Genomic DNA, 14,625 nt, shown 5'->3' with positions numbered 1-14,625 from the left:
GACTGCGTCTGACCGGCGCGCACAAGCGGCCGCCACTGCGTCGATCAACCCGCCTCCAGCGTGAACTGATTACACTCGGGTTTTTCCGCACTGCGTTGACATGGCCAAACCTCCAGAACGCGCCACGCCGGGTGCCCGCCCGCAGATGGCCGACATCGCCCGCATGGCGGGCGTGTCCGAATCCACCGTGTCGCGCGCCCTGGCCGGCAGCCCGGTGGTGGCCGAGCGGACGCGTGCCTACATCAAGCAGATTGCCGCCGATGCCGGCTACCAGGTCGATCCGATCGCGCGCAGCCTGCGCGCCAAACGCTCCAACACCGTGAGCGTGGCGGTGCCGATGATGCATGCGCTGGACCAGCCGCTGTCGGATCCTTTCATGATGACGATGCTGGCGCTGCTGGCCGAAGAACTGACCGGGCGTGGCTACAGTATGCTGCTGTCCAAGCTCGACCGGCATCAGGACGGATGGGTGGAACAACTTGCGCGCGGCAGCCGCTCCGATGGCGTGATCGTGCTGGGGCAAAGTTCCGAACATGCCGCGCTGGACGAGGCCGCGCGCGATGGTCTGCCGATGGCGGTATGGGGCAGCCGCATCGACGGGCAGTCGTACATCAGCGTGGGCAGCGACAATTTCCAGGGCGGTGCGCTGGCCACCGAACATCTGATCGCCAGCGGCCGTCGCCGCATCGCCTTCCTCGGCGACGACCAGTTGCCCGAGGTCGCACCGCGCTTTGCCGGCTATCGCCATGCGCTGCAGCGGCACGGGCTGGAGTTCGATACGCGCCTGCATGCGCGCAGCCACTTCCTCAGCGAAGACGCCTACCGCCTGACCCGCGCCATGCTCAAGAAGACCGATCCGCCGGACGGGCTGTTCGCCGCCTCCGATGTGATCGCGGTCGGTGCGATCCGCGCCCTGGTCGAGGCCGGGCATCGCGTGCCGCAGGACATCTCGCTGGTGGGCTTCGACGATATTCCGATGGCCGCCTACAGCCAACCGCCGTTGACCACGGTGCGGCAGGACCTGGGGCTGGCGGCGCGCCTGCTGGTGGATCGTCTGCTGGCGTTGATCGGCGGCGAAGCGGTGGAGTCGGTGGAGATGCCGGTGAAGCTGGTGGTGCGTGAGTCGGCGTGAGGCCGGGATTGGGGAATCGGGAATCGGGAATCGGGAATCGGGAATCGTAAGAGCGTGCGCGATGGCGTGCGTTGCGCAACTGCGCACTGGCGCCGGCGTGGTCGCGGTCGGTTGCTTCGGTACGCAGCGACACAGATGTAACGCGTCGCGGCTACACCACTGCTGTCTTGGGCTTGCGGACGCGTACGCATAGCATCGCCACTGCGGCGGCCAACATCAGTGCGCCGGCCAGGCGGATCACGTTACGCGGGTCGCCGTGCAACAGCCACTCGTAGTACAGCGGCAAGGTGACGATCTGGATCAGCATCGGCAACACGATGAACAGATTGAACAGGCCCATGTACACGCCGGTGCGCTCGGGCGGAATGCTGTCGGCCAGCATCAGATACGGGTTGCCCATCATGCTGGCCCAGGCCAGCCCGATGCCGATCATCGGCAGCAGCATCAGCCAGCGGTCCTGGATGCCCGGCAACACCCACATGCCGATCCCGGCCGCGACCAGGCAGGCCGCATGCGTGTATTTCGGGCCGAAGCGGCGCACCACCGGCACCATTGCAAACGCGGCCATAAACGCGACGAAATTATAGAACCCGCCGATCTGCCCATTGACCAGGCCGGCCTGGCGGAAGCCATGCGAGTCGGCTTCGGTGGTGCCGAACAAGCTGGTCGATAGCGACAGCACGATGTACTGCCAGTAGCAGAAGATCGCGTACCACTGGAACAGCATGACCGGCGCAAGCTGGCGCATGGTCGGCGGCATCGCGCGCAGGGCACCATGGATTTCGCGCACTGTGGCGCCCAGGCCGGCACCGGTCTGGCGCATCCGCGCGATCTCTGCCGGCGCAAGCGCCGGCTCGCGCACGCTGCGCGCGGTGAGCAGGATCGAGGCCGCAGAAAACCCCGCACCGATCACGAAGGCGGCGATGGTGACGTAGGGAATGTGGTGCGCATTGGCGGCGTCCTGGTTCATGCCCATCCACACCAGCAACGGCGGGGTGAGATAGGCCAGCGTCTGCGCAAGCCCGGTGAACGCACTTTGGGTGAGGTAGCCCAGCGGCCGCTGCGGTGGCGCCAGCACATCGCTGACCAGCGCACGGTAAGGCTCCATCGCGACGTTGTTGGCCGCATCCAGGATCCACAGCAGGCACACCGCCATCCATAGCGCAGTGCTGAACGGCATCGCCAGCAGGCACAGGCTGCACACCAGCGCGCCCAGCACCATGTAGGGCATGCGCCGGCCCCAACGGGTCACCGAGCGGTCGCTCCACGCGCCGACGAACGGCTGCAGCACCAGCCCGGTGATCGGCCCGGCCAGCCACAGGTACGGCAGGCTCGCGTGATCGGCGCCCAGATAGTTGTAGATCGGGCTCATGTTGCTCTGCTGCAGGCCGAAACTGTATTGCACGCCGAAGAAGCCGGCGTTGAGCGCCAGGATGCGCGCGAAGGAGAACGGAGCGGCGGTCGACGACATGCAAAGCCCTGGGCATCGGTGCGGCTCCCAGTGGCCGCAGCGCACTGTACCCTGCCGCCTCTGCAATCGATTGTAACGCTGCGCTGCAGCACGCTTTCGCGCGCAATTACATCAGCTCTTGAACCCGAAAATTATGCTGCATCGCAAGATTGCAATCGATTGTATTGCGGCGTATTACTGCGCTCGCACTGCAGGCCACACGGCCGCTCCCTGGGAGGGGACGATGCAGGCGTCGGCATACCACCATCCGTGAGAGAGAGAACCGCGATGTCCACCTTGCACACCCTGCGCCTGCATGCCCTGGCCTGCGCGGTCGCCTCCTGCCTGTGTGCGCCTGCCGCGCTGGCGCAGGACGCGACCACGGCCGCACCCGTCACGCCGCCGGCCGCCGACAGCGCCGCGGTCAATCTGGATTCGGTGTTCGTCACCGGCACCTCCACCGCCACCACCAAGCTGAAGTCCAGCGTGTCGGTGAGCACCGTCGGCGCCGAGGCGATCGAACAATCGGCGCCGCGCAGCACTGCGGAAATCTTCCGCAACATCCCCGGCATCCGCTCCGAATCCAGCGGTGGCGAAGGCAACGCCAACATCGCCGTGCGCGGCCTGCCGGTCGCTTCCGGCGGCGCCAAGTTCCTGCAGCTGCAGGAAGACGGCCTGCCGGTGATGGAGTTCGGCGATATCGCCTTCGGCAACTCGGACATCTTCCTGCGCTCGGATTTCACCCTGGACCGCATCGAAGCCATCCGCGGCGGCTCGGCATCGACGTTCACCAGCAATGCGCCCGGCGGCATCATCAACTTCATCAGCAAGACCGGCGACACCGCAGGCGGCAGCGTCGGCGTGAGCCGCGGCCTGGATTACGACAACACCCGCGTGGACTTCGACTACGGCGCGCCGTTCGCGGAAAACTGGCAGTTCAACATCGGCGGCTTCTTCCGCCAGGGCGATGGCGTGCGCGATGCCGGTTACACCACCGACAAGGGCGGCCAGCTCAAGGCCAACCTGACCCGGCTGTTCGAGAATGGTTATGTGCGCGTCTACGGCAAATACCTCAACGATCGCGCCGCCGGTTATCTGCCGGTGCCGACCTCCGTGCGTGGCCGCGACGGCTCGCCGGACCTGGGCGGCTTTGCCGGTTTCGATCCGGGCAACGACACCTTGTACAGCCGCAATTTCCGCACCGATGTCGGCCTGGACGGCAACAACCAGCCGCGCCGCACCGACCTGGGCGACGGCATGCACCCGATCTCGCGCACCATCGGCGCCGAGGCCTGGTTCGACCTGGGCAACGGCTGGAATCTGAGCGAGAAGTTCCGCATCGCCGACAACAGCGGCCGCTTCGTCAGCCCATTCCCGGCCGAGGTCACCGATGCCGCCACGCTCGCCGCATCCATCGGTGGCGCCGGTGCGCAACTGGTGCAGGCCAGTGGCCCGGACGCCGGTCAGGCCTACACCGGCAACGCGATCCGCACGCATCTGTTCAACGTGGCGATCAACGACCTGGGCAACGTCACCAACGACCTCAGCGTCTCGCGCGGGTTCGGCGGTGACGGCCGCACGCTCAACCTGCGCATGGGCTATTACAGCTCGCGCCAGACCATCGACATGGACTGGACCTGGAACTCCTACGTGCAGAGCCTGGGCCGCGATTCGCGCCTGCTCAACGTGGTCGACGCCGGCGGCGTGTCGCGTTCGCAAAACGGTTTGTATGCGTACGGCACCCCGTTCTGGGGTGATTGCTGCATCACCCGTAGCTACGACGTGCGCTACGACGTCAATGCGCCCTATGTCGCAATGACCTTCGACAGCGGCAAGTTCAGCATCGACGGCAGCCTGCGTTACGACATGGGCGATGCACGCGGCAGCTATGCCGGCACCGCGATCGCACAGAACCTGGACGTCAACGGCGATGGCGTGATCCAGCCGGTGGAACAGCGCGTGGCCACGGTCGATACCGCCAACGCGCGGCCGGTGGATTACGACTGGAACTACCTGTCGTATTCGTTGGGCAGCAATTACCTGATCAACGACGACCTGGGCGCGTTTGCGCGCATCAGCCGCGGCGCACGCGCCAATGCCGACCGCCTGCTGTTCGGCGTGATCCGCGACGACGGCTCGGTCTCCTCCGATGAAGGCGTCAACGTGGTCCGCCAGGCCGAAGCCGGCCTGAAGTGGCGCCGCGACGGCCTGAGCCTGTTCGCCACCGCGTTCTCGGCGCGCACCGAGGAACAGAATTTCGAAGTCACCAGCCAGCGCTTCTTCAACCGCAGCTACGAGGCGCACGGCGTGGAGCTGGAAGCCAGCTATCGCTACGAAGGCTTCACCGTCAACGGCGGCTTGACCTGGACCGATGCGGAGATTTCCAAGGACCAGATCACGCCGCAAAACACCGGCAACGTGCCGCGTCGCCAGGCCGATGTGGTGTGGCAGTTAACGCCCAGCTATCGCGGCGACGGCTACCAGTTCGGCATCAACTTGATCGGCACCACCGATGCCTACACCCAGGATTCCAATCAGCTGAAGATGCCGGGCTACACGCAGGTGAACCTGTTCGGCGACTACCGCGTGACCGACGCACTCACCGTCGCGCTCAACGTCAACAACCTGTTCAACACCTTCGGCCTGACCGAGGCCGAGGAAGCCAGCATCCCGGCCAACGGCATCATCCGTGCACGCTCGATTGCCGGCCGCACCACCAGCATCAGCCTGCGTTACGACTTCTAAGGACCCCTCGCCGGGTTCGTCCCGGCGCTTGCCAATGAGCACCTCCCCCACCGATTTCACTGCTTTGCGCGCAGCCTTTGCCGCGCCCCTGGATGCCCAGCGTGCGAGCGCGCTGCTGCCGCGCTTCGACCGGCATGCACCGCGTCTGCTGGATGCGTTGCACGCCTTGTACGGCGCACGCCCCGACGCTGCGTCCTGGTTGACGCAGTGGCTGGCTGCGTTGGGCAACCACGCCCAGCAGCGCCCGCAGGCGCTGCAACAGCTGGACCTCACGCGCCAGCCCGGCTGGTTCGGCGAGCAGCACATGCTGGGCTACAGCGCGTACGTAGACCGCTTTGCCGGCACCCTGCAAGGCGTGGCCGAACGCGTGCCGTATCTGCAGGAACTGGGCGTGCGCTATCTGCACCTGCTGCCGTTTCTGCGGGCACGCGCCGGCGATAACGATGGCGGCTTTGCGGTCAGCGATTACGGCCAGGTCGAACCGGGCCTGGGCAGCAACGACGATCTCGTCGCGCTGACCACGCGCCTGCGCGAAGCCGGCATCAGCCTGTGCGCGGATTTCGTGCTCAACCATACCGCCGACGATCACGCCTGGGCGCAGGCGGCGCGGGCCGGCGATGCGCGCTATCTCGATTACTACCACCACTTCGCCGATCGCACCCTGCCCGACCAGTACGAAGCCACATTGGGACAGGTCTTTCCGCACACTGCACCCGGCAACTTCACCTGGGTGGACGACACCGGCCAGTGGATGTGGACCACGTTCTATCCCTATCAGTGGGATCTGAACTGGAGCAACCCGGCGGTGTTCGGCGAGATGGCGCTGGCGATGCTGCAGCTGGCCAATCTGGGCGTGGAAGCGTTCCGCCTGGATTCCACCGCGTATCTGTGGAAGCGCACCGGCACCGACTGCATGAATCAACCCGAGGCGCATACCTTGCTGGTGGCGCTGCGCGCGGTCACCGATATCGTTGCGCCGTCGGTGGTGATGAAGGCCGAAGCCATCGTGCCGATGACGCAATTGCCGCCCTACTTCGGCAGCGCTGCGGACCAGGGCCACGAATGCCACCTGGCCTATCACAGCACGCTGATGGCGGCCGGCTGGTCGGCGCTGGCGCTGCAACGCGGCGACATCCTGCACAACGTCATCGCACATAGCCCGCCATTGCCGGCCAATTGCGCGTGGCTGAGCTATGTGCGCTGCCACGACGACATCGGCTGGAACGTGCTGCAACACGAGGCCGCCGGCAATGCCGCGCAGCCGCCGTTCGCGCTGCGCAATGTCGCGCGCTTCTTTGCAAATGAGGTGCCGGGCAGTTACGCGCGTGGCGAGAGCTTCCAGAGCAGTGGCGACGGCGTGCACGGCACCAACGGCATGGCCGCGGCACTGGCCGGGATTCAGGCCGCACAGGCGTCGGGCGATGCGGCGGCGTTGAGCATGGCGGTGGATCGGCTGGTGTTGCTCTATGCCATCGCGCTGGCGATGCCGGGCGTGCCATTGATCTACATGGGCGACGAGCTCGCCCTGCCCAACGACGGCAGCTACTGCGACGATCCGCAGCGTCGGCACGAAGGTCGCTGGTTGCATCGCCCGGCGATGGATTGGCCGCTTGCGGCGCAGCGCGAGGATGCGAGCAGCCCGAGCGGCACGGTGTATCGCCGGCTACGTGGACTGATCCGGCAACGTGCTGCGCTGCCCGCACTGGCTGCCGATCAGGCGCTTGGTAGCGTTGCGCTGGGCGATGCGCGCCTGTTTGCATTGACGCGTGGCGATGGTTTCTTGGCTGTGCACAACTTCGGCGACCAACCGCTGACGGTGGCGCTTGCCGCGATCGGAGATGGCCGATGGAAGGTGTTGGCAGATGGCGGCGAGACGGCTGCCGAATCGCTGGGCGATGACATGCGGCTGGTACTGCCGGCGTATGCAGTGCGCTGGCTTGAGCGTATTGCCTGAACGATTTTGTGCAGCTTTGTAGCGCTCTTGCAGGGCAGACGATCTGCGCTAATGCGGACGATCTGCGGCCTGGCAGCAGGGCCTTTGCCCGTCCACCGTCGCGGGACACGCCGCAAGTACGTCCGTGTAGGCTCTTACGCGGCATCCATGCCGCGTAAGGTCCCGCGACGATAGACGGACAAGTGCCAGTCGGGATGGTCGGTGCGCCTGGTTGCAAGCGTGAGACTGGGTCGGGCTGTCGGATGCTGCGACATTCCGAAGGCGTACGACGAAGGACGCTAGAAACTACACTCACCGTCAGACAGGTGCGGCCACCGCTCGGCACCGGCATGTACCACTCGCACACGCCGGTTGCTCCGCAACGTCCGCACCGCACCTGACGACTACTCGCTCCGTTTTGCTAGCCGCCCCGAATCAAACGTCACGATGTCTTCCGGTGGCCGTCCATCCGCCCCACACGAAGGCCGCAGAATCAGCGCTTCGACAACTCGAGCAAGGCCTCGGCAGCCTTCTCCGAGGAAGCCGGGTTCTGGCCGGTGACCAGCAAGCCATCGGTGACCACATGCACGCCCCAGTCGGCGCCCTTCTCGTAGCGGCCGCCAAGTTCGGTCAGCACGTCCTCGACCAGGAACGGCACGATCTTGGCCAGACCTACGCCCTCTTCTTCGCTATTAGTGAAGCCGGTGACGCGGCGGCCGTCGACCAACGGCTTGCCATCGCTGCCCTTGACCCGGCGCAGCGCGCCCGGTGCGTGGCACACCAGGCCATGCGGCTTGTTGGCCGCGGCGAATGCTTCGATCAGCGCGATCGAATCTGCGTCTTCGGCCAGATCCCACAACGGACCATGGCCACCCGGGTAGAATACCGCATCGAAGTCATCGGCCTTGACGTCCGCCAGGCGCTGCGTGCTGGCCAGCGCCTGCTTCGCGTCGGTGTCCTGCTTGAAGCGCTTGGTGGCCTCGGTCTGTGCGTCGGGCTCGTCGCTCTTCGGGTCCAGCGGCGGCTGGCCACCCTTGGGCGAGACCAGGGTGATGTCTACACCAGCATCCTTGAACACGTAATACGGCGCTGCGAATTCCTCCAGCCAGAAGCCGGTCTTCTTGCCGGTATCGCCGAGTTGGTCGTGGGAAGTGAGTACCATCAGGATCTTCATCGCATTGCCTCGTGTCATGGCCCATCTCGGGCAAGGCGAGCAGTGTCCGGTGCAGCCCGTTGCAGCATCGTGTAGAACGCGTCGGCACGATGCTTACGGTTCAGCGCCTTGCAGTGGTAGCAATGCACTGCTAGGCACGTGTCAGGCGCTGCGCGGTGTTGCCCGACCCACGCCCGCGGCAGCTTCGCCGCGCCACCGCGTTTACGCGGCAACTGCGCGCAAGTTGCCCGGCAAGGGTCAGACGTTCATCGCCGGTGGCTGCAGCTGATCCATGCGGATGCGATTGGCGAACAATGAAAACGCCAGCATGCCGGCCAGGCCGCTGACCCGGCTCACCCACGGTGGTAGCCAGCGCGGGGCGACCAGCACGCCGCTGTCGAACAAGGGCGCAAGCCGCGTCACATCGCCCAGTGCCATCTTGCCGGCGAACAGGTAACGGCATAGCTGCAGCTGATCGCGCTGCAGCGCATGCCGGAAGAAGGTGTGCACTGCCACCAGTCCGCGCAGGTACACCGTGTCCTTGGTGAAGGCGCCGCCGCCGGAGGTCGGCACGCCGCGGAATACGCGCTGCGCCGAGGAAAAACTCTCCGCCGCGCTCTGCCCGCCTGCGGTGAAATAGCGGAACACCTCGATGAAGTCCGCGCCCGAGCGCGCCATCGCGATCGCCTCGATACGCAGGCTGATGCGCTTCATGCGTTCGATATCGATGCTGCCGGTGATCTGCTCGGCAAACGTCGCCAGGCCTTCCTGGGTTGCGGTGGTCCGCGGCGAGGAAATGCCCAGGCTGGGCAGATGCACCTGCGCGCGCCCGTTGAGTGCGGTCAGCGAATGCACCAGCGCCTCGTGATGGAACAACTGCGCGCGGTCGTAATCGCTGAAGGTGGCACCGCTGCGCAGGCGGATGCGATGCGCGCCGGCCGCCGCCTTGGCGAGCAGATCCGGATCCAGGGTGACGGTGATGACGCGCCCTTCGAAGAACGCGTCCAGATCGTTCTGCAACTGCATGCGCAAGGCGGTTGCCGACACCGGCACCTGCTCTTCCGGCGCCAGCAGTTCGCGGTCCAGTTCCTGCGCGATCTGGATGAAGTGCCGCGCTGCCTCGCGCGTGCTCGGGCCGTTGCCCGGCATCGGGTCGTCGGGCACGCCGAACAGCTGCGCCGAGTAATCGCTGACTGCGGGGGTGCCCAATGATTCCAGCAGGCCGGCGGCCAGGCCCCAGCTATGGGTCGAGTCGATCAGGTAGGCGCCCAGCGGATGATGCGGATCGGCAGCTTTTGCAATGGCCGCCAGCTCGCGGCGGGTATCGCCGAAATCCAGTGCCGGATACTCCACCTGCGGCAGCTCCGGCTGGCCACGCGCCACGCTCTGCAGGAACGGCTCCTGCAGCGAGCGCGGCCAGCTGGCCAGCGCGAGCAGGCGCACGCCGCGCACGGCCTTGACCAGGCGCGCATCCAGCGCCGCATGATGGACGATGTCCGGCGGCCCCTTGCGCGATGGCATCAGCGGCGTCCGTTGCGGTCGACGCTGGCAGGCCGCCGGCCCGATCCCTTGCCCCGGTTGTTCTGAGCCAGGCGTGTGGCGAGCTTTTCGGCCGCTGCGGCCACTTCCACGCGCAGCTTCATGTAATTGGCTACCCGCTCCGGATCCAGCGTATCGGCCTCGATCGCCGCACGCACCGCGCAGCCTGGCTCGGCGATATGCGCGCAATCGTTGAAGCGGCACTGCGCCGCCAGCGCTTCCACATCCGAGAAGCCGCCCTCGGCCAGATCCTCTTCGCCGGTGGGCTTGAGCTCGCGCATGCCGGGCGTATCGATCAGGCAGGCACCGGACGGCAACGGAATCAGCGCACGGTGGGTGGTGGTATGCCGGCCACGCGAATCGTTCTCGCGCACCGCATTGGTCTTCATCTTCTGCGACCCGAGCAAGGTATTGGTCAGCGTCGACTTGCCCGCGCCCGACGAGCCCACCAGCACTGCGGTGCGGCCATCGCCCAGCCACGGCCGCAACGCTGCCACGCTGTGCGGATCCTTGGCATTGACTGCGCGCAGCGGGATGTTCTGCGCTTCCAGTTCCTCCAGCACCGCCAATGCGTCCTCGGCGTATTCGGTCTGATCGGCCTTGGTCAGCACCACCACCGGCTCGGCACCGCCGCCGCCGACCAGCAGCAGATAGCGCTCGATGCGGCGCGGATTGAAGTCCGCATCCAGCCCGCACACGATGAACACCGTATCGATGTTGGCCGCGATCACCTGCTGGTGGTAATGCTCGCCGGCCGCGCCGCGCTTGATCGAGGTGCGCCGCGGCAGCAAGGCCACGATGCGCTTGCCCTCCATCAGCACCCAATCGCCCACCGACGCCCGCTCGTGGCTGGGAAACCGCGGCCGCTGCCACTCCGGCAACGACTCGGCCTTGAGACCGGCCTCCGGCGTATCGGCCACTACATAGCCGGTGCGGTGCTGCTGCACCACCCGCGCCGGCAGCGCCTGCGGATGCGCAGCGAAGAGCGCCTGCCAGGCCGGATCCTCGGCAGGGCCAGGCCATGGCCAGCCAATGGATTGGAGGGTGGGGTAATCGGGGGGCGCGTTGCTCATGGGGCGATTCTAGCTGGCTGGCCGCAGCGGCTTGTGCAATCGGGCCCTGCGCCTGGACTGAAGCGCCCCTTGACATCGTTGCCGATGCAAGCATGTCCGCCTGTCCTATTTCCGCTACCATGCCAAGCCTCACGCCTACAACCGGCCCGTCGCATGTCCACTGCCCCGCAAAAGCCGCTCGCCATCCGCGAGCGTCTGTCCGAAGTCCGCTACGAAATCCGGGGCGAGCTGGCGCGACGAGCGCGGGAACTGGAGGCGCAGGGCCGCAAGCTGATCAAGCTCAATATCGGTAACCCGGGCGCATTCGGGTTTCGTGCGCCGGAGCATCTGCAGCGCGCGATCGCCGACGACATGGGCCGCACCGATCCGTACACCCATCAGCAAGGCCTGCCGGAAGCGCGCGAGGCGATTGCCACCGCGTATGCGCGGCGCCAGCATCCGGATGCGCATCCGGACCGCATCTTCGTCGGCAACGGCGTCAGCGAGCTGATCGACCTGTCGCTGCGTGCGCTGCTCAATCCCGGCGACGAAGTGCTGGTGCCCTCGCCCGACTATCCGCTGTGGTCGGCCGCCACCATCCTCAACGATGGCCGCCCGGTGTATTACCGCTGCGCGCCGGAAAACGGCTTCCAGCCGGACCCGGTGGAAATCGAGACGCTGGTGTCCTCGCGCACCCGCGCCATCGTGCTGATCAATCCGAACAATCCCAGCGGCGCCAGTTATTCGCGCGAACTGCTGGAGCGCATCGTGGCCATCGCCAGCAAGCACAACCTGCTGCTGATGGTCGATGAGATCTACGACCAGGTGCTCTACGACGCCGCCGCCTTCGTGCCGGTGGCGCCGCTAGCCGGTGCGCATCCGTGCATCACCTTCGGCGGCCTGAGCAAGGTGCACCGCGCCTGCGGCTGGCGCGTCGGCTGGGCGCTGCTGTCGGGCGAGCAGTCGCGCATCAACGACCTGCGCAACGCGATGGACCTGCTCGGCGCCTTGCGCCTGTGCGCCAACGTGCCGGGCCAGTACGCCATCGACGCGGCAGTCAACGGGCCGGACACCATCTCGGCGCTGTGCGCGCCGGGTGGCCGCCTGTACGAAACCCGCCGTGCGGTGATCGAGGCCTGCGCGGCCAGCGAGCACCTGTCGCTGGTGGCGCCGGCCGGTGCGCTGTATGCGTTCCCGGCGGTGGTCGGCCCGGCCGCGCGCAACTTCGACGATCACGAATTCGCGCTCGACCTGATGAACGCCGAAGGCGTGCTAGTGGTGCCGGGTTCCAGCTTCAACGTGCCCTACCGCCACCACTTCCGCGTGACCCTGATGCCGGAAGCGCCGGTGATGCGCGATGTGTTCGCACGCATCGACCGTGCCCTGGCGCGCCGCGCCGAGGCGGTCACCAAGGTCGTGCCGCTCAAGTCGCGCAGCGTGGCGTGATGGCGGCGGCCGGCACGCCGCTGCGCTATCTAGCGCTCGGCGATTCCTACACCATCGGCGAAGGCGTTGCCCCCGAGCAGCGCTGGCCGGTGCAACTGGTCGACGGTTTGCGTGGCTACGGCTGGAACGTGGCGCCGCCGCAGATCATCGCCACCACCGGCTGGACCACCGACGAGCTGCAGGCCGGTCTGGATGCCGCCGCGCCGCAGGGGCCGTTCGAGCTGGTGAGCCTGCTGATCGGTGTCAACAACCAATACCGCGGGCGTTCGCTGGACGCGTACCGCAGCCAGTTCGATGCGTTGCTGCAGCGTGCGATCGGGTTCGCCGGCGGGCTTGCGGCACGCGTGTTCGTGCTGTCGATTCCCGATTGGGGGCTGACCCCGTTTGCGCATGCGCAAGGCGGCGATGCGGCACTGATTGGCGCACAGATCGATGCCTTCAACAGCGTAGCCGCCGAACGCTGCGCCGCGCGCTCGGTGCGCTTTGTCGACATCGCCGCCACCAGCCGCGATGGCGGCGACGCTGCCGACATGCTGGTCGACGATGGCCTGCATCCCTCCGGTGCCATGTATGCGCGCTGGACCGCATTGGCACTGCCAGCGGCGCGCGATGCGATAGCGGCTGCCAACGCGATCGGGATAGACCACGCCACGCGTGGGCAGCCCCAATCGCGTTAGCAGGCCCCAAGCCAGCCGCGCACCAAGCCTCATTGCCAAGGAACGACATTGCACAGCACCGCCACCCAACCCATGAGCCGCGCGCAGGCGCTGGCGATCGCGCGCGCGTTTTTGCCGCCGCATCCGCTGGGCAATCGCTACGACTACTACTACACCCAGGCCAAGCTGCGCACCGACCCGCTGTATCCGGGCGTGCTGGCCGAGTTGCGCAGCACCACCGCGCCCGTGCTGGATCTGGGCTGCGGGCTGGGCCTGCTCGCGCATGCATTGCGTGCCGATGGCCAGGCATTGACGTATCACGGGGTGGATGTGGACGCGTCCAAAATCCGCCGCGCGCAACACATCGCGCAACGCTCGGCGTTGGGCAATACGCAGTTCGCCGTGGTCGATCTGAGCGTGGCCTGGCCGCAACACCGCGGCAGCGTGACCATTCTGGACGTGCTGCAGTATCTGCAGGCCGACATGCAGGCCAGCCTGCTGCGCAGCGTGGCGCAGATGCTGACGCCGGGCGCGAAGCTGGTGATCCGCAGCGCATTGGGCGATGCCAGCAGCCGTGGCCGCACCAGCCGCGTGACCGACGTGCTGGCGCATCTGAGCGGCTGGATGCAGCGCATGCCGCGCAGCTATCCCACCCGCGACAGCCTGCAAGCGCAGCTGGACGCTGCCGGTCTGCGCGCGACATTTGCCCCGTTGTATGGCAACACGCCCTTCAACAACTGGTTGATCGTGGCCGAGCCGCGCTGAGGCCGTGCACAACGTGCCTGGCTCGCGGACGTACTTGCGGCGTGTCCTGCGAGGGTGAGCGGGCAAGGGCCCTGCAGCGAAGTCGCAGAGCAGCCGCTCTACAACTGATCCATCCGCGCTGACCAATCACTTCGGGGCGACCAACTCATCGAGCCGCCGCTTTGTCTAGATGCAGGCAAAGGCCTGGTTCGCCGAGTGCGCGGTGCCCTTACCGCTCGCGGGACACGCCGTGAATCCGTCCGTGGAGGCTCGGTGGCGGCATCCTTGCCGCCACACGGTCCCGCAATCGGTAAGGGCACCGCGCCAGAGAGTTTGTAGGTTGCTTTGTTGAAAGCCATGCACACCGACCATCTCGACGGGTCCTTGCCCGCTCACCGTCGCGGGACCTTACGCGGCATGGATGCCGCGTAAGAGCCTACACGGAGGTACTTGCGGCGTGTCCCGCGAGGGTGAGCGGGCAAGGGCACTGCAGCGAAGTCGCAGAGCAGCCGCTCTACAACTGATCCATCCGCGCTGACCAATCACTTCGGGACAACCAACTCATCGAGCCGCCGCTTTGTCCAGATGCAGGCAAAGGCCTGGTTCGCCGAGTGCGCGGTGCCCTCACCGCTCGCGGGACACGCCGTGAACCCGTCCCTGGGGGCTCGGTGGCGGCATCCATGCCGCCACACGGTCCCGCAATCGGCGAGGACACCGCACCAGACAGTGTGCTGATTGTTTTACTGAGCCATGCACACCGACCATCTCGACGGGT

At 66.6% G+C, this 14,625-nt stretch carries 10 protein-coding genes and 1 other RNA gene; 7 read left to right on the top strand and 4 right to left on the bottom strand.

The genetic code is table 11. From position 1 onward, the window contains the following. Nucleotides 1-100 precede the first annotated feature (100 nt). A complete protein-coding gene (locus tag FHT09_RS01960; protein ID WP_104605151.1) occupies nucleotides 101-1,132 on the top strand; it encodes a LacI family DNA-binding transcriptional regulator in 1,032 nt (343 codons plus the stop codon). Nucleotides 1,133-1,283: 151 nt separating this feature from the next. Here FHT09_RS01960 and FHT09_RS01955 read toward each other — a convergent pair whose 3' ends face one another. Next, nucleotides 1,284-2,603 carry an MFS transporter gene (locus tag FHT09_RS01955; RefSeq protein WP_104605153.1) on the bottom strand — a complete coding sequence of 440 codons (1,320 nt, stop codon included), beginning with the start codon at nucleotides 2,601-2,603 and terminating at the stop codon, nucleotides 1,284-1,286. A gap of 267 nt (nucleotides 2,604-2,870) precedes the next feature. On the opposite strand from FHT09_RS01955, the gene FHT09_RS01950 reads away from it, so the two are divergent. The 3 genes from FHT09_RS01950 (at nucleotide 2,871) to FHT09_RS01940 (ending at nucleotide 7,687) form a co-directional block, all read left to right on the top strand. Next, nucleotides 2,871-5,327: a TonB-dependent receptor gene (locus FHT09_RS01950; protein WP_181141239.1), complete on the top strand. Its 2,457-nt coding sequence runs from the start codon at nucleotides 2,871-2,873 to the stop codon at nucleotides 5,325-5,327. A gap of 34 nt (nucleotides 5,328-5,361) precedes the next feature. Continuing rightward, a complete protein-coding gene (locus FHT09_RS01945) occupies nucleotides 5,362-7,281 on the top strand; it encodes an amylosucrase (protein ID WP_104605157.1) in 1,920 nt (639 codons plus the stop codon). A 329-nt stretch (nucleotides 7,282-7,610) separates the two neighbouring features. Next, a non-coding RNA gene (locus FHT09_RS01940) (sX9 sRNA) lies at nucleotides 7,611-7,687 on the top strand. A 66-nt stretch (nucleotides 7,688-7,753) separates the two neighbouring features. Here FHT09_RS01940 and FHT09_RS01935 read toward each other — a convergent pair. The 3 genes from FHT09_RS01935 to rsgA form a co-directional block, all read right to left on the bottom strand. Next, nucleotides 7,754-8,434, bottom strand: a complete 681-nt coding sequence (locus tag FHT09_RS01935) for a type 1 glutamine amidotransferase domain-containing protein (protein WP_104605159.1) — start codon at nucleotides 8,432-8,434, stop codon at nucleotides 7,754-7,756. A gap of 237 nt (nucleotides 8,435-8,671) precedes the next feature. Then, on the bottom strand, nucleotides 8,672-9,934 hold the full coding sequence (locus tag FHT09_RS01930; protein WP_104536263.1) for a flavohemoglobin expression-modulating QEGLA motif protein: 1,263 nt from the start codon (nucleotides 9,932-9,934) through the stop codon (nucleotides 8,672-8,674). Beyond that, on the bottom strand, nucleotides 9,934-11,025 hold the full coding sequence (rsgA, locus tag FHT09_RS01925; RefSeq protein ID WP_104605161.1) for a ribosome small subunit-dependent GTPase A: 1,092 nt from the start codon (nucleotides 11,023-11,025) through the stop codon (nucleotides 9,934-9,936). The genes FHT09_RS01930 and rsgA overlap by 1 nt, the downstream gene beginning before the upstream one ends. 153 nt (nucleotides 11,026-11,178) lie before the next feature. Between rsgA and FHT09_RS01920 the strand changes: the two genes are divergently transcribed. The 3 genes from FHT09_RS01920 to FHT09_RS01910 all read left to right on the top strand — a co-directional run bounded on the left by FHT09_RS01920 (nucleotide 11,179) and on the right by FHT09_RS01910 (nucleotide 13,871). Then, nucleotides 11,179-12,450, top strand: a complete 1,272-nt coding sequence (locus tag FHT09_RS01920) for a pyridoxal phosphate-dependent aminotransferase (protein WP_104605163.1) — start codon at nucleotides 11,179-11,181, stop codon at nucleotides 12,448-12,450. After that, nucleotides 12,450-13,127 carry an SGNH/GDSL hydrolase family protein gene (locus FHT09_RS01915; RefSeq protein WP_104605165.1) on the top strand — a complete coding sequence of 226 codons (678 nt, stop codon included), beginning with the start codon at nucleotides 12,450-12,452 and terminating at the stop codon, nucleotides 13,125-13,127. The genes FHT09_RS01920 and FHT09_RS01915 overlap by 1 nt, the downstream gene beginning before the upstream one ends. Before the next feature lie 72 nt (nucleotides 13,128-13,199). Then, nucleotides 13,200-13,871: a methyltransferase gene (locus FHT09_RS01910; protein WP_104605167.1), complete on the top strand. Its 672-nt coding sequence runs from the start codon at nucleotides 13,200-13,202 to the stop codon at nucleotides 13,869-13,871. The last annotated feature ends 754 nt before the right edge of the window (nucleotides 13,872-14,625 follow it).

It is taken from the genome of Xanthomonas sp. CFBP 8152 (genome assembly GCF_014199025.1).
GTDB classification, from domain to species: Bacteria; Pseudomonadota; Gammaproteobacteria; order Xanthomonadales; family Xanthomonadaceae; genus Xanthomonas; species Xanthomonas arboricola_B.
Note: the sequence above shows the minus strand (reverse complement) of the source record. Positions and strands in the feature narration are given on the sequence as shown.

What these genes read in the sequence shown, in the direction of transcription:
- FHT09_RS01960 (WP_104605151.1), top strand. Translation starts at nt 101, where the DNA reads ATGGCCAAACCTCCAGAACGCGCCACGCCGGGTGCCCGCCCGCAGATG.
- FHT09_RS01955 (WP_104605153.1), bottom strand. Translation starts at nt 2,603, where the DNA reads ATGTCGTCGACCGCCGCTCCGTTCTCCTTCGCGCGCATCCTGGCGCTC.
- FHT09_RS01950 (WP_181141239.1), top strand. Translation starts at nt 2,871, where the DNA reads ATGTCCACCTTGCACACCCTGCGCCTGCATGCCCTGGCCTGCGCGGTC.
- FHT09_RS01945 (WP_104605157.1), top strand. Translation starts at nt 5,362, where the DNA reads ATGAGCACCTCCCCCACCGATTTCACTGCTTTGCGCGCAGCCTTTGCC.
- FHT09_RS01935 (WP_104605159.1), bottom strand. Translation starts at nt 8,434, where the DNA reads ATGAAGATCCTGATGGTACTCACTTCCCACGACCAACTCGGCGATACC.
- FHT09_RS01930 (WP_104536263.1), bottom strand. Translation starts at nt 9,934, where the DNA reads ATGCCATCGCGCAAGGGGCCGCCGGACATCGTCCATCATGCGGCGCTG.
- rsgA (WP_104605161.1), bottom strand. Translation starts at nt 11,025, where the DNA reads ATGAGCAACGCGCCCCCCGATTACCCCACCCTCCAATCCATTGGCTGG.
- FHT09_RS01920 (WP_104605163.1), top strand. Translation starts at nt 11,179, where the DNA reads ATGTCCACTGCCCCGCAAAAGCCGCTCGCCATCCGCGAGCGTCTGTCC.
- FHT09_RS01915 (WP_104605165.1), top strand. Translation starts at nt 12,450, where the DNA reads ATGGCGGCGGCCGGCACGCCGCTGCGCTATCTAGCGCTCGGCGATTCC.
- FHT09_RS01910 (WP_104605167.1), top strand. Translation starts at nt 13,200, where the DNA reads ATGAGCCGCGCGCAGGCGCTGGCGATCGCGCGCGCGTTTTTGCCGCCG.